The 12,662-nt window shown below is 68.2% G+C and carries 12 protein-coding genes and 1 tRNA gene; 2 read left to right on the plus strand and 11 right to left on the minus strand.

All coding sequences use genetic code 11. The features are described from left to right. Nucleotides 1-424: 424 nt before the first annotated feature. Nucleotides 425-1,156 carry a 3-oxoacyl-ACP reductase FabG gene (gene fabG / locus OG453_RS07765; protein WP_266869741.1) on the minus strand — a complete coding sequence of 244 codons (732 nt, stop codon included), beginning with the start codon at nucleotides 1,154-1,156 and terminating at the stop codon, nucleotides 425-427. A gap of 349 nt (nucleotides 1,157-1,505) precedes the next feature. On the opposite strand from fabG, the gene OG453_RS07770 reads away from it, so the two are divergent. Then, nucleotides 1,506-2,372 carry a helix-turn-helix domain-containing protein gene (locus OG453_RS07770; protein ID WP_266865831.1) on the plus strand — a complete coding sequence of 289 codons (867 nt, stop codon included), beginning with the start codon at nucleotides 1,506-1,508 and terminating at the stop codon, nucleotides 2,370-2,372. Here OG453_RS07770 and OG453_RS07775 read toward each other — a convergent pair. The 3 genes from OG453_RS07775 to OG453_RS07785 form a co-directional block, all read right to left on the minus strand. Then, entirely contained in the window at nucleotides 2,294-3,223 is a 930-nt protein-coding gene (locus OG453_RS07775; RefSeq protein WP_266865833.1) for an MBL fold metallo-hydrolase, read from the minus strand. The genes OG453_RS07770 and OG453_RS07775 overlap by 79 nt on opposite strands. Before the next feature lie 75 nt (nucleotides 3,224-3,298). Then, the gene (locus tag OG453_RS07780; RefSeq protein ID WP_266869742.1) at nucleotides 3,299-4,228 is read right to left on the minus strand and encodes a recombinase family protein; all 930 of its coding nucleotides are present in this window, start codon (nucleotides 4,226-4,228) and stop codon (nucleotides 3,299-3,301) included. 289 nt (nucleotides 4,229-4,517) lie between these two features. Further along, nucleotides 4,518-4,715 (minus strand): DNA-binding protein, encoded by a 198-nt coding sequence (locus OG453_RS07785; RefSeq protein WP_266865835.1) that lies wholly within the window; start codon nucleotides 4,713-4,715, stop codon nucleotides 4,518-4,520. Between the two features lie 304 nt (nucleotides 4,716-5,019). Here OG453_RS07785 and OG453_RS07790 point away from each other — a divergent pair, with 304 nt between their 5' ends. After that, nucleotides 5,020-6,660, plus strand: coding sequence for a tyrosine-type recombinase/integrase (locus OG453_RS07790; protein WP_266865837.1), 1,641 nt, complete (start codon nucleotides 5,020-5,022; stop codon nucleotides 6,658-6,660). 99 nt (nucleotides 6,661-6,759) lie between these two features. On the opposite strand, the gene OG453_RS07795 is transcribed toward OG453_RS07790, so the two are convergent. The 7 genes from OG453_RS07795 to OG453_RS07825 all read right to left on the minus strand — a co-directional run bounded on the left by OG453_RS07795 (nucleotide 6,760) and on the right by OG453_RS07825 (nucleotide 12,627). Beyond that, nucleotides 6,760-6,832, minus strand: a tRNA-Arg gene (locus tag OG453_RS07795). 120 nt (nucleotides 6,833-6,952) lie between these two features. Then, a complete protein-coding gene (locus OG453_RS07800; RefSeq protein WP_266865839.1) occupies nucleotides 6,953-7,405 on the minus strand; it encodes a pyridoxamine 5'-phosphate oxidase family protein in 453 nt (150 codons plus the stop codon). 28 nt (nucleotides 7,406-7,433) lie between these two features. Beyond that, nucleotides 7,434-8,069: a glyoxalase gene (locus OG453_RS07805; RefSeq protein ID WP_266865841.1), complete on the minus strand. Its 636-nt coding sequence runs from the start codon at nucleotides 8,067-8,069 to the stop codon at nucleotides 7,434-7,436. 5 nt (nucleotides 8,070-8,074) lie between these two features. Further along, nucleotides 8,075-8,377 (minus strand): AraC family transcriptional regulator, encoded by a 303-nt coding sequence (locus tag OG453_RS07810; protein WP_323178616.1) that lies wholly within the window; start codon nucleotides 8,375-8,377, stop codon nucleotides 8,075-8,077. A 34-nt stretch (nucleotides 8,378-8,411) separates the two neighbouring features. Next, complete coding sequence (locus OG453_RS07815; RefSeq protein WP_266865843.1) at nucleotides 8,412-8,825, minus strand: VOC family protein; 414 nt, start codon at nucleotides 8,823-8,825, stop codon at nucleotides 8,412-8,414. Between the two features lie 96 nt (nucleotides 8,826-8,921). Then, complete coding sequence (locus OG453_RS07820) at nucleotides 8,922-11,060, minus strand: GAF domain-containing protein (protein WP_266865845.1); 2,139 nt, start codon at nucleotides 11,058-11,060, stop codon at nucleotides 8,922-8,924. 157 nt (nucleotides 11,061-11,217) lie between these two features. Continuing rightward, nucleotides 11,218-12,627, minus strand: a complete 1,410-nt coding sequence (locus OG453_RS07825) for an MFS transporter (protein WP_266865847.1) — start codon at nucleotides 12,625-12,627, stop codon at nucleotides 11,218-11,220. Nucleotides 12,628-12,662: the final 35 nt, after the last annotated feature.

Below are 12,662 nucleotides of genomic sequence, written 5' to 3' on the forward strand. Positions count from 1 at the left end.
CGCTGCTTCGCTTCTCAACCCGCGAGTGGCTGGACTCCGTCCAGGTCTTCCCGCCACCGCTTCACCGCAGCAGGAGCGCCCGCAGCCGAAACAGCGAAACAGCCGTCCCGGATCGGACACCGCCCACACACCCGCGCCCTGCCATCCCTGCCCTGCACCTCGCCGTCGCCCCTCACCACTGCGAGGCAGTTCCCCGCCGACCAGGCGACTGGACGGGCGATCGGCCCTGCCTCGCCCCGCATGCCGGCGAGCACCGTCAGTCGGTCGGCACTGCCCAGCCTGCCCGCCCTGCGCCGGGCAGGCTCCTTCGCCAGCGCAGCAACGCGCTCAGGATCGACCACTCCCGCCCCCGCCTCGATAAGTCATCGCACCCCCGCCAACCTCCACGGCCCCAGTCGTGGTGTGACCTGTATGAGCCACCGTGTCAGTGCCCCATTCCCGCGCCGCCGTCCATCGGCAGAACGGCACCGGTCACATAGCTGCCCTCGCTGACCAGGAACCGCACCGCGGACGCGATCTCGTCAGGCTGAGCGACGCGGCCGAGCGGGATCTGGCCCAGCAGTGCCTTCATGCGCTCCTCGGGCAGTGCGGTGGTCATGTCCGTGGCGGTCAGGCCCGGTGTGACGACATTGGCTGTGATGTTGCGTGAGCCGTACTCGCGGGCCAGCGAGCGGGCGAAGCCGATCAACCCCGCCTTGGAGGCGGCATAGTTGCTCTGGCCTGCCTCACCATGCAGGGCTGTGGCCGAGGAAATGAACACCATGCGGCCGCGCTTGGCACGCAGCATGCCCGGCAGGGCGCGCTTGGCGACCCGGTATGCCGCAGTGAGATTGGCATCCACCACGTCGGTGAAGTCCTTCTCCGGCATGCGCACGAGCAGGCCATCGCGTGTGATTCCCGCGTTCGACACCAGGGCATCGACCGGGCCGAGTTCGTTCTCGACCTCCTTGAAAGCCATGTCGACCTGCTCGGTGTCGGTCACGTCGCACCGGACGGCGAGGAAACTGTGACCCGAGCGGGCCTCGCCCGGACGGTAGGAGCCGGCGGGGGGCTCGCCCGAGCGGTAGGTGACGGCGACGTCGTACCCGAAGTCCGCCAGCGTCGCGGCTATCGCGTAGCCGATACCTCGATTTCCGCCGGTAATGAAGACGCTCATGCTGGACACCTCTCGGATCGACGCTGTTGCGATTCCGCCCCGCGGGCGGTCCCGGGTAGGGGAGCGCGACCGGTGGGGCGGATGGCCGGTGGGAGGGAGTGCCCTCGTTACCGGCGGGTTCACATTGCCCGGTTTCGCGGCCCTTAGGTCGATCCTTCTGGTGCCGGTAGCGGCAGAACCGGTACTGAAAGTACGGGTTAGCGCCCCCAGTTCATGAGTGTTTGCCCGAAATAATCCATCTATGTACGGCAGAGTCCGACAGGCCCCTCAAGTCGGACAAACGTTCAAAGTGAGTTAGGGTCTCCTAATCCTTTTCCTGTTCTTTACATCAGGGGAGTAGTACGCCTACATGCCGAAAGACCTGCCACAGATCACCCGCATGCTCAAAGCCTGGCGCGACGCCCGGGACCCCAAAGCGGTGCCCGGCTTCACCGCCCAATACGGCGTGCGTCGACGAAAGGGCCTGACCCAGGCCGAAGTTGCGATGCTCGCCGGGGTCACAGAGGGCTGGTACGGCAAGGTGGAGCGGGGAACGGCCGGACACGTAGGCGAGGAGTTCCTGGACCGGATCGTGCGCATTCTCGACCTGAACGACGCCCAGCGCGCGCACCTGTACTTCGAAGCCAACGGATGCGCCCCGGAACCCCACATACGGCCGGACGCCAGCACGATCGACCCGGTGCTGTCCGCGATCATCCACGTGCTGCCGTGGCCCGCCTACAGCTTCGACAGCCGCTGGGACATACGCGTCTTCAACGAGTGCGCGGGCCGCGACTTCCCGTGGATGCTCCACGGCGTCAACGTCATGATCTGGGCCCTGACCTACCCCGAAGCGCGGCTGCAACTCGTCGACTGGGAAGAAACCTGGGCCAAGCCCATGGCCTCCCAGCTGCGCCTGGCCCACAAGGCCAATCCCGATGATGCCCGCCTCACTGAGGTCTGCAACATCATCAAGGAGCGTGACGAGGGTGTCCGCAGGCTCCTCGAGCACGACGTCACCACGGTCACACACCCCGACGGCGACCGACGCAGCCTCTACCTGCCGCACCAGCACGAGGAAGAAGAGGTCGAGTTCGTGACCCTGCCCCGGATGCGCGACAGCACCCGGCTGATGATCGTCATGCCCGGCGACATTGCTCAGCAGGCCAAGGACGCCATACCTTCCACCATCGCGAGCGTGCTCGCCGGCACCGAGGTGGCACCCGCCTCCTCGTAGACGGCGGCGACCTGTGTGAACAGCCGCTCAGGATGCGCCCACGACCCGGCGTGGCCCGCCATGACACGGCGGGCCGCGTCGGCCAGCGGCACCCCTGCCTTCACGCAGTCCAAGGCGGCTTCCTGGACCCGAAACAGCTGGTCACGGATGCCCGTGACGCCGGACCGGTCCAACAGCGGCCCGTGCCCCGGCACGAACACCTCCGCTCCGGTATCGAGCACCTGCCCGCAGGCCTGTATGCAGCCGCTCAGCGACCCCGACCACACCACCATGTGACTGTCGGCGAACAAGGCGTCCCCGGCGAAGACCACACCCTCATCAGGCACATGCACCGCCACGTCCCCGGCACTGTGACCGGCCCCCAGGTCCAGCAACTCCACCAGCACAGAACCGACCTTGACCTCTTCACGGCCGCTGAAGGTCCGCGTTGGCCTGACCACGGTGATCCCGGCGAAGTCGAAGTGCCCGAAGTTCCGGGAGATGTAGCGCGTGGCCGGATCTGCCGAATGAGACTGGGCCAGGGCCGTCAACTGCTCGGGGCCCATCTCGTGACACAAGCCCACGGTGCTCGCAATGGAGGTCACGATCTCAGCGTCAGGCAGCAGCTGATTGCCCCACGTGTGATCGCCGTTCCCATGGGTGGCTACAACCGTCCCGATGACTCCACCGGGCACTGCCGCCCCCACCGCATCCAGCACCAGACGCGTGGCAGGCAGAGTGAACTGCGTATCCACCAGCAGGACTTCACCGCCAGAGGCGATAACACCGCTGTTGCTGAACCCCCAGTCGGTCCGGTCGTGCATCCACGCCCAACTGGAGGCGGACAGCGGACGCAGAGCAGGGGAGATCACTACTGGTACTTCCTTTACGACACGACAAAACACACGGGCCTGAACAGCAGGCACGCGCAATCAACTACGCACTGGTCAGGCAGCAGCCTGACGCCACTGGATCCGGATCCGATCGTGAGGATCGCCGCTGCCCTCGGGCTGCGGCATGACCCACACCTGCTCGACCTCCAGCAGCACCAGCGCCCGCTTGCGGGCATGAGGCGCAGAGTTCCACCACGCCACCAGATCCTTCACATCACCGATGGGCGGCACGTCGGTGATCTGCTCCAGGTAACGAAGGCGGGCCCGTGAGCTCCGCAGGTCCTCCTTGTTGGCCTTCTGCGCTGCGATGAACGCGGCCTCGACCATCAAGCCCCGCCCGTGCAGGTCGCCGATGCTCGTGAACCGCTCCTCGGCCCCTTCAATGTGCTTACGCAGCCGGGCGATCTCCGCCTCAACATCCCTGAGCAGTGCCTCAAGTTCCGCGACAGCCCCAGGCTTGAGCAACTCGGCGAGCACCTGCTCCGCCACCGTGTCCTCAAGCCGATCGGCGTTCATCCGGACCCGGCCGCACGACTTCTGATCACCCGAGGGCGACGGACAACGGTACGACGGGGGCGCATCAGCGGTCACCCGCGCACCGATCATCGCGAACTCGCAGTTGTCGCAGATCGCGCAACCACGAGTGAGGAGATAGTCGTAGGCCTCGCGTGGCTGGCTGCGTACCTCACTCTGCTCAGCGAACAGAGCCAGCAGAAGCCGGAACTCCTCAGGCTCCAGCACCCGCTCGTCCCAGCCCTCGATCGGCTGCCCGGACTCGTCCAGGCCGGCGATCTTCGGGTTCTTGAACAACCGGATCAGCACCTCACGGCGCCACTGGTTCCCGCGGGCAGTGGTGTGGCCCTGCTCGTTCAGCCAGCGGACAACCGCGTTCTGCGACTGCCGGTCGAACAGGCGAGAGGCCGCCTTCCGCAAGAAGGCGGCCTCGGGGCGGTTCAAGACCCCGTCGCTCGCATACCCGCTCATCCGTCCCACACTGACTCCATCCAGCTCGGACGCCAATCGCCTGCCCATTAGCGATCAACTAGCTCCGTCATAGGTCAATGTATATCGACGTCGTGACGTCACAAGCCCGCGTGAGGCCCTCCGCGGCAGCATCCATACGGGATCTTTGCAGGTCCGAGCGATCCGGAACGGATGCCGGGTGACGCAAGCCACTGCAACCAATTAGGGAGAAACCGCATCTCACTGGCTACGACCAAGGCTCTGCAACCTGAAAACCCAAGCCAGCGGCCCTCCGTAGGCCGGTGTGTATCTACATGGGCGAGACACCCAAGACGTCCCAGATCGAAGCGGTCGCCACCTTCTGGGTCCGCCCCAGCGGAATCAGCTTCGCCGGGAACTCATCCGCCTTGATCAAGTCGTACGCCTTGTCCGACCCAATGCCGAACGCACGCGCAGCGGTCGCCACACTCACCGCAGCCGGCAGCGACAACAGCTCCTTCACGGACATCCCGCTACGCGCATCAACCCGGTCAACCGGCGCAGCCACAGACGAGGACAAAGGTGGTCACATCCTTCTTCCCCGCGCCACCTGTCCGGAAGCATACGGCGCCCAACGAAGCATCTCCTTCGCTACAGCAAGATCAGGGCACGTAAGGAAAACCCAGCACATACAGGGGGAAACCCGCGTGTTCGACGGCAGCACCTACAAACGATGCAAGTGCACCGAGCCCAAACTCAACGAAGACGGCCAGCCGCTCCTCGACGCGCAAGGCCAACCCAAGACACGTGAACTCGGCGCAGCCTGCCCCCTGTTGACCAAGCGCGACCACGGCACCTGGTACTACTACGTCAAACTCCCCGACGGCATCGGCGGCCAGCGCCGACGCCCACGCAAGGGCGGCTTCCTGACCCAGAAGAAGGCCAAGGAAGAAGCACAGAAGCTATGGGACGAAGCCCAGGGCGGCATCGACGTCGAATCCAAGGAAACCGTCGCCCACTACCTCAACCGCTGGCACGACAAGCGCGTCGACCTCAAGCGCCGCACCCGAACCGACTACCGCGACTTCATCGACCGCATCCTCATACCCGCGCTCGGCCACCTCCCCATGCGCGAACTCCGCGACCGCCAGATCCAGGAGATGTTCAAACAGATCTGGGCCTTCAACGAGATCAAGGAAGCCAACCGCATCGCCGCCCAGCAGGCCAAGGCTGCCTGTGGCGCCGCCCACCAAGCCTGGAAGCACGCCCCCAAGCCCCGCTCGCCAGAGCTACGCCAGGCCTGGCACCAAGCCCGCGAAGAACTCAAAGCAGCCCGCACCAAGCCCCGCCAGGACACCGGCCCCGGCACGCAGAAGAAGTACCTCGACTGTCTCTCCGCCGCACTCGCAGACGCCGTCACCGAGAAGCTGATCACCGACAACTGGGCCAAGCTCGTCACCATCCCCAAGTACGAGCGCCCCGAAGCTCTCGTCTGGACCGACGAACGCGTAGCCCGCTGGAAGATCACCGGCGAAAAACCCAGCCCCGTCATGGTCTGGACCCCCGAACAGACCGGCGAATTCCTCGACGCAGCCGTCGAACACGACCACTACGTCATGTGGCACCTCATGGCCTTCCGCGCACCACGCCGCGGCGAAGCAACAGGCCTGCCCTGGACCGAACTCGACATGACCAAGGGCGTCGCCCACATCAGCGAACAGCTCGTCACCGACTCCACCAACACGGTCTGGGAAGACACCCCCAAAAGCCGCAGCGGCCGCCGCGCCGTCACCCTCGACTACGCCACCTTCGCCCTCCTGATCGCATGGCGCGACATCCAGAAAGCCCAACGCGCCGAATGGGAGGCCATGCACCTCCAGTGGCTAAAGAGCAGCCCGGAGGAGCGCCAGGCACTGAAGGCGTACGACCACCCGTACTCCGACTCCGGCAAGGTCTTCACCCAACCCGACGGCCGCCCCCACCACCCCAAGAACATCTCCCAAGCCTTCGACCGGTTCATCAAGCGCCTCGGCCTACCCCCGATCCGCCTCCACGACCTGCGCCACTGCGCCGCATCCCTCAGCCTCGCCGCCGGCCTCTCCATGAAGGCCATCCAAGCCCTGCTCGGCCACAGCAGCTACCAACTCACCGCCGACACCTACACAAGCCTGATGCCCCAGTTCGAGCAGGCCTCAGCCAACGCCCCCCTCGACCTCGTGCCACGCCGCAACGGCATCGACAAGCCCGCCGACGCACAGTCGCCCGCCATCAGGACGGATGCAACTCCCGTCACAGAGGCCGCCCCTGCCCCGCCCGACAAGAACGTGCAGCCGCAGATCCAGGGGGAGCCGCAAGAACCGTCAGAGCAGCAACTGCCGGAGGGGCAGCAGCAGGCCAGCCAGCCCTCCCGCGGCAGGGGACATCTGCGCCTGGTGTCCTCCGTCCCCCGGAACGGGACCACGGACGCAGCCTGACCGCGCCTTGTCCCCCACCTGTCCCCCGGGCCACGAAAAAGCCCCCTCGGAGATCACTCCGAGGGGGCTTCTTACCTTGTTTTGCCTGGTCAGACACTGTGCCCCCGGCAGGATTCGAACCTGCGACACCCGCTTTAGGAGAGCGGTGCTCTATCCCCTGAGCTACGAAGGCGGGGGTCTGTGGGTGATCTTGCTTGGTTAGCCCACTGACCGGTGACAGCCTAGCGGATCGTGCTGTGCGGGTGCGCCCCGGTTAGGGAGCCCCCGTAGTCATAGGTGGACGGCTCCCTCGTCAGGCGAGCCAGTGGCCGTCTCGCATCAGGTCTCTGCCCTGTAGTTCGTTCGCCTCTCGCCAGGCCTGGATGCGGCGTGGGCGGATCAGGAAGTACTGGTACGGGTCGTCGAGCTTGCGGGGGTCGAAACCTGTCTTGGTCGCGAACGCGTCGCCCGTTTCCGGGGCGAGGTCGGCGAGGTCCACCGGCTCCGCTGTGCCGTCGGCGATCACGACGTCGCGGGTCGGGCCGATGCCCAGCCGTACTCCGCCGTCCGCGAGGAGGTTTCGGGCGGTGATTGAGGCGCGGGGCGTTGAGATGAGGAACGCGGTGCCGTCCCAGAAGTACGAGAGCGGGATGAGGTGGACACCCGGGGAGCCCGGCGTCGCGACCCAGAGGCCCACGTCGCTCTCCAGCCTCGCGCGGGTGTCCCGCAGTCTCTCCTCGAGCCCACGTGGCGGTGCGGCTGCCATGCGCTGTCCTTCCGTTGCGAAATTGGCGTCAGTTGGTCGGGGTCAGGGACGGTGCGGGTTCCCAGGTGAAACCGTCCGGGTCTGTGAACGGTCCCGTCGTGCTGCCCAGTACTACGCGGTGCGAGCCTGTGCCGTCTGCCGGGACGCCCACGTCCTTGGCCAGCGCTCGGCGGCCGTACAGCGCCAGTTTGACGGGGCTTGAACCGGTTGCGAACTCTACGTACTTGCGGCCGAAGCTCTTTGTCACGGAGAGGCCGTGGGCGATGTAGAACTGCTTGCTCTCCAGTACGTCCGTGGCTCCCAGCAGGAGCACCATCTCGTTGAACTTCCGGGTGGCCGGGGCGGTGTCCTTCTTGGATGACGTGGCGATCTTCCAGATCGTTCCGTCGGGGGCCTGCACTACGCCGCCGTAGCCCCAGAAAGACTTCGCGGCGGGCTTCAGTGGGGTGGCGCCGGCGTCGAGGGCGGCGGTTATGAGGGCCCGTACGTCGGCCGGTTGGGACGCCGTGAGGGAGAGGGAGAAGCCGCGGAAGCCGGTTGTCGGGGTCTCGGAGGGGGAGGTCGGTCGCAGGGCTATGTGTGTGGTCAGGCCGAAGGCTGTGTAGAAGTCGGTGGCGGTCTTCAGGTCGGCCACCTCGAGGGTGACGGATTCGATGGAGTTCATGTCCGTCACGCTAGTTCTGGCGTGGGCGCCGGGGCTTCTCGAATCCTGACCGGTGTGTGCGTGGTTCCGGTCCCCTTCTCGTGTTCTGTGCGTCGGCTCATCACGTACGCGTACGGCGATTGGCCGTAGGCGAGGTGGAACTGGCGGCTCAGGTGTCCGGGCGGCATGTTCGCTTCGTGCGCGAGCGCCTCGATGTTCAGGGGCTGCGTGTAGTCGCGGTCGATCCGGTCGCGGATGCGGCGCAGGCGGGCCAGTTCGGTGAGGTGGTGCGCGGCGGTGCGTTCGCGTGACCATGCGGGGTGGCACATGGAGGACCCCCTTCAGAGCGGTCAGCCAGAGCGGTCAGCGGAGTTCTTGGATGCGGATCAGGTTGCCCGCCGGGTCGCGGAAGGCGCAGTCGCGTACGCCGTACGGCTGCTCGGTCGGTTCCTGGACGACCTCGGCGTTCTCGGCCGCCTGGACCTTCGCGAAGGTGCCGTCGAGGTCTCGGGTGGCCAGCAGGATCCAGCCGTAGGTGCCCTTGGCCATCATCTCGGTGATGGTGCGGCGCTCGGCCTCGGTGATCCCGGGGTCGGCGGCCGGCGGCGCCAGGAGGATGGACGTGCCGGGCTGGTCGACGGGGCCGACCGTGATCCAGCGCATCTTGCCCTGCCCGACGTCGCTGCGGACCTCGAAGCCGAGGGCGTCGCGGTAGAAGGCCACGGACGCGTCCGGGTCGTCGTGCGGGAGGGCCGTCGTGTGAATGGTGATGTCCATGGCTGGAACGTTAGCGGCGGCCCGGTGAGCGGGGCTTCTTGAATTCTGATCCGTTCGGATAGGCGTAAAGCTGGAAAGCCGTAGACCGTGATTCCGTCAGGCGCTGCTGCCGCCTCCGCTCACCGCGTGCAGCCGCAGTGCCAGCTGGATCTCCAGGGAGCGCTCGGGGGACTGCCAGTCGGGGCCGAGCAACTGGGCTATCCGGTCCAGGCGTTGGACCACCGTGTTCACGTGGACGTGCAGGGCTTCCTTCGCCTTGGACTGGCTCGCGCCCGCGGCGAAGTAGGCCCGCAGGGTGTGGATCAGTTCTGTGCCGCGCTTGGCGTCGTAGTCCAGGACCGGGCCCAGTGTTCGGCGTACGTAGGAGTCCAGGTCCGTGTCGTCGCCTAGGAGTACGCCCAGGAAGCCGAGGTCCGGTAGATCCGCGCCCTGGCCCGTGTGGCCCAGGGCGCGCAGGGCCGAGAGGCAGCGCAAGGCCTCGGTGTGGGCCTGGGCGAGGGCCGCCGGGCCGGTGGCGGGGCCCGCGGCGCCGACCGTTGCCGGGGATCCGGTGGTGTGGGTCAGGTCGGCGGAGAGTGCGCGGGCGCAGGAGGCCGTGTCGGTGGTGGGGAGCACCAGGACCACGTGGTCGTGGTGCAGGCCGGACAGGCCCTGGCGGGCGCGGGCCGCGCGGGCCGCCGCGTTGAGCAGGGACTGCCGGGGCGTCGACTCGCCGTGGGCGATGAACACCGAGTGGGGGAGGGCCAGGTCGACGGCCAGTTTGCGGGCCCGCGCGGTCAGGCGCCCCGGAGTGCCGGTGAGGGACAGCAGGTCGCCGAGCAGCTCGCCGCGTACCCGGTCCTCGGCCTCGGCCGCCGAGCGGCGAAGGAGCAGGAGGAGGGCGGTGACCACGCCCGCGCGTTCGAAGAGGCGGCGGTCTGCCTCGCCCAGGTCGGGGCGGTCGGTGAGGGCGATGCTGCCCAGCAGCTCCGGGCCCGCCAGGACCGCGCACACCCACGTGCCGTCCTGCGGCACCGCACGGCCGCTGGCGCGCGAGGCGGCGACGGCCTTGGCCAGCGGCGTACGGGGCGTGGCGTCGACCCGTGCCAGTTCCGTGCCGTCCGCGTCGTGGATGAGGGTGCCGCCGCGCAGGAGTGCGCCGATGGCGGTGGCGACCTCCGTGAAGTCGCCGCCGCGCAGGACGAGATCGGTCAGGCGGTCGTGCGCGTCCTCGGCGCGGCGCAGGGCCTCGCTGTGCGCGCGGATGGTCTGCGATGCCGCGTTGAGATCGACGAGCGCGGCCCTGGTCTCCTCCATCCGGCGCGCGCTGTCGATGGCGATGGCCGCGTGGTCGGCGAGCGAGGAGAGCAGGGCGCCCTCGTCGGGCGTGAAGGCGCGGGCGGTGCGGTCGGCGGCGAAGAGCACGCCGATGACGTGGGTGCCCTGCCGCAGCGGTACGCCGAGGATGGCGTGCAGGCCTTCCTCCAGTACGGCGCTGTCGATGGTGGTGGTGTGCTGGAAGCGGGGGTCGACCTCGTAGTCGCCGGTGGCGTAGGGGCGGGCGGTCTGGGCGACGAGGCCGCCGAGCCCCTCGCCCATGCCGAGGCGCAGGTTCTGGAACGCGGCGGACACGGAGCCGTCGGTCACCCGCATGTAGGTGTCGCCCGCCGCGTCGTCGTTCAGGGACAGATACGCGACGTCGGTACGGAGCAGCAGCTTGGCCCGGTGCACGATGGCGCGGAGCACCGCGTCCAGGTCACGCAGCGCCGCGAGGTCGCCCGCGGTGTCGAACAGGGCGGTCAGCTCGGCCTCCCTGCGCTGGTGCTGGTTCAGGGTGCGCCGCACCCGCAGCGCGGTCTGCGTGGCCTCGTCGATGGCACCGAGGTCGGCAGCCGTGGCCCCCGCCGCGCGGGCGGTGACCGCCGGCCGCGCGAAGTGCTCGGCGGGGGCGTCACTGGCGAGCAGGTCGAGGAGCTCGCGGAGGGCGGATGCGGTGTGCGGGTGCCCGGCGGCGGCGTGGGTGCGCTCCTGTCCGCTGCCGGTGGCTGTCGGCTCGGGGGTGCGGGGACCGGCATCCGGTGAGCCGCTGTCGGTGGCTGTCGGTTCGGGGGTGGGGCTTGCGGCTTCCGCCGAGCCGCCGTCGGTGATCGTCGGCTCAGGGGCGCGGCCTGTGGCATCCGCCCAGCTACCGCCGCCAGCGACCGTCGACTCGGGGATGCGGCCTGCGGCACCCCCCGACCCGCCGCCAACACCCATCGACTCGGGACCGCGGCCACCCCCATCCGCCGAGCCGCCCCCACGCCCCCCATCCCCGCCCCCGCCTCCCACAACCCCCCTGACGCCAACCGAGCGGCGAGTGGCGTCAGGTGTGCTGGACATATGCGGGTCGCCTCCGGGAGTGCGGCGTGCGGGGTCAGGTTCCGATTGTCGCCGAGGGGGCCGTGGCGGAGGAGGGCTCGGGAGACGTGGTCCCGTGGGCCAGGGAGCGGCCCCGGGTTTCCTTCGCCGCCAGGACCGTCAGCGTCGTGATGACCACCGTGACACAGACGTACAGGGCCACCGGCGTCGCGGAGTCGTAGTCCTTGAGGAGCTCCACGGCGATGATCGGCGCCAGCGCCCCGCCGATGATGGACGCCAGCTGCGAGCCCATCGACGCCCCCGAGTAGCGCACCCTCGTATCGAACATCTCGGAGATGAACGCGGCCTGCGGCCCGTACATCGCGCCGTGGAAGAGCAGGCCGACCGTGACCGCCAGGGTGATCACGGCGAAGGACTTGCTGTCGACCAGGGCGAAGAAGGCGAAGGCCCACGCCGCCATGCCGATGGAGCCGATCAGTGTGACCGGCCTGCGGCCGATGCGGTCGGAGAGGGCGCCCCAGAGAGGGATCGTCACGAAGTGCACTGCGGAGCCGATGAGTACGGCGTTCAGGGCGGTGCTCTTGGGCAGTTCCAGATGCACGGTGACGTACACGAGGACGAAGGCCGTGAGGATGTAGTACGAGACGTTCTCGCCGAGCCGGGTGCCGATGGCGGTCAGGACGCCGCGCCAGTTGCTCCGGAACACCTCGACGACCGGGGCCTCCTGCTTGGCGGTCTCCCCCGAGGCCGAGGCGGCCGCCTTCGCCTGGGCCTCCAGGAAGAGGGGGGATTCCGATACCGAGACCCTGATCCACAGGCCGATGATCACCAGTACGCCGGAGAGGAGGAACGGGATCCGCCAGCCCCATGCCAGGAACGCCTCCTCCGACTGGACGGCCGCGAGCAGCGCCAGGACACCGGTGGCGAGCAGGTTGCCGCCCGGTGCGCCGGCCTGCGGCCATGAGGCCCAGAAGCCGCGGTTCTTGTCGTCGCCGTGCTCGGAGACGATGAGCACGGCGCCGCCCCACTCGCCGCCGAGCGCGAAGCCCTGGACCAGGCGGAGGACCGTGAGGAGGATGGGGGCTCCGACGCCGAGCGTGGCGTGCGTGGGCAGCAGGCCCATCGCGAAGGTCGCGCCGCCCATCATCAGCAGGCTCAGGACCAGCAGCTTCTTACGGCCGATCTTGTCGCCGTAGTGGCCGAAGACGACACCGCCGAGCGGCCGCGCGGCGAAGCCGACTGCGTACGTGAGGAACGCGAGGAGCGTGCCGACCAGGGGGTCGCTCGTCGGGAAGAAGAGGGTGTTGAAGACGAGCGCGGCGGCCGAGCCGTAGAGGAAGAAGTCGTACCACTCGATGGTGGTGCCGATCAGGCTCGCGCTGATGATGCGGGCGATGCCGGGCTTCTTCGGCGCCCGGTCGGCGTCGGCCGGGTCCTTGCCCTGGGCATGCGGCGTTGCTGCCATGGCGTGATCCGTTCTCTCTGGGGAGGCTCTCTGGG

It is taken from the genome of Streptomyces sp. NBC_01381, assembly GCF_026340305.1.
In the GTDB taxonomy this organism is placed as follows: Bacteria; Actinomycetota; Actinomycetes; order Streptomycetales; family Streptomycetaceae; genus Streptomyces.

Coding starts and splice junctions, on each gene's coding strand:
- fabG (WP_266869741.1), bottom strand. CDS start 1,156: ATGAGCGTCTTCATTACCGGCGGAAATCGAGGTATCGGCTACGCGATA.
- OG453_RS07770 (WP_266865831.1), top strand. CDS start 1,506: ATGCCGAAAGACCTGCCACAGATCACCCGCATGCTCAAAGCCTGGCGC.
- OG453_RS07780 (WP_266869742.1), bottom strand. CDS start 4,228: ATGAGCGGGTATGCGAGCGACGGGGTCTTGAACCGCCCCGAGGCCGCC.
- OG453_RS07785 (WP_266865835.1), bottom strand. CDS start 4,715: ATGTCCGTGAAGGAGCTGTTGTCGCTGCCGGCTGCGGTGAGTGTGGCG.
- OG453_RS07800 (WP_266865839.1), bottom strand. CDS start 7,405: ATGGCAGCCGCACCGCCACGTGGGCTCGAGGAGAGACTGCGGGACACC.
- OG453_RS07805 (WP_266865841.1), bottom strand. CDS start 8,069: ATGAACTCCATCGAATCCGTCACCCTCGAGGTGGCCGACCTGAAGACC.
- OG453_RS07810 (WP_323178616.1), bottom strand. CDS start 8,377: ATGTGCCACCCCGCATGGTCACGCGAACGCACCGCCGCGCACCACCTC.
- OG453_RS07815 (WP_266865843.1), bottom strand. CDS start 8,825: ATGGACATCACCATTCACACGACGGCCCTCCCGCACGACGACCCGGAC.
- OG453_RS07820 (WP_266865845.1), bottom strand. CDS start 11,060: ATGGGTGTTGGCGGCGGGTCGGGGGGTGCCGCAGGCCGCATCCCCGAG.
- OG453_RS07825 (WP_266865847.1), bottom strand. CDS start 12,627: ATGGCAGCAACGCCGCATGCCCAGGGCAAGGACCCGGCCGACGCCGAC.